The 881-nt window shown below is 62.2% G+C and carries 1 protein-coding gene; it reads right to left on the bottom strand.

Annotation, left to right across the window (positions count from 1 at the left end; translation table 11 throughout):
* Positions 1-95: 95 nt before the first annotated feature.
* Positions 96-638 (bottom strand): inorganic diphosphatase, encoded by a 543-nt coding sequence (gene ppa, locus ACYPYD_RS14295; protein WP_008832446.1) that lies wholly within the window; start codon positions 636-638, stop codon positions 96-98.
* Between the last annotated feature and the right edge of the window lie 243 nt (positions 639-881).

The raw sequence follows: 881 nt of genomic DNA, 5'->3' as shown, positions 1-881 counted from the left end.
GCCGCCCCCCGTCCACATGGGAAGTGAACTCTAGAGCGTTTTCTAATCAGGTGGGATCACCTGATGACTCGGAAAACGCGGTAAATCGTTCTGGCTCAGGCTTCGGTCTTCGAGGCCTCGTAGCGCTCGATCGCCTCTTCGACGATGCGGGCGGCATCGGCGGCGTTGCCCCAGGTGCCGACGCGAACCCACTTTTCCTTTTCAAGGTCCTTGTAGTGGGTGAAGAAGTGCTCGACCTGCTGGTAGACGATGTCGGGCAGGTCTTCCTTCTCGTTTACGTGCGAATAGTAGGGGAAGGTCGAGTTGATCGGCACGCAGAGCAGCTTCTCGTCGCCGCCGTGCTCGTCCTCGAGGTTGAGGACGGCGATCGGGCGCACCTTGACCACGCAGCCCGGGATGAACGGCGAGCGCGCGACGACCAGCGCGTCGAGCGGGTCACCGTCGGGCGAGAGGGTGTGCGGCACGAAGCCGTAGTTCGCCGGGTAGCGCATCGGCGTGTGCAGGATGCGGTCGACGAAGAGCGCGCCGGAGGCCTTGTCGAACTCGTACTTGACCGGCTCGCCGCCGACGGGAACTTCGATGATGACGTTCAGGCTCTTCGGCGCGTTGTCGCCGACGGGGATCATGTCGATGCGCATAATGGTCCTTCTTTATTTTCGCACTGTTCGTCTGCGTGGCGGGCCACACGTTGGGCGCGGGCTTAGCGTCGCGTTTATTGCGTCGCAACAGCCATTTCGGACGATACTGCGATGATCGCGCGAATACGGAGGTAAGAGTCTGTTCGAAAATGCCCGGGCGGGCATTTTCGGAGCGGCACCGGCCCTCTCCCCCACCCGACCACCCATAGGGTACTATCGTTGGGTGGTCGGGTGGGGGAGAGG

Source organism: Novosphingobium sp. 11B, assembly GCF_054589055.1.
This window is presented reverse-complemented; position numbering and strand designations above follow the sequence as displayed.

Coding starts and splice junctions, on each gene's coding strand:
- ppa (WP_008832446.1), bottom strand. CDS start 638: ATGCGCATCGACATGATCCCCGTCGGCGACAACGCGCCGAAGAGCCTG.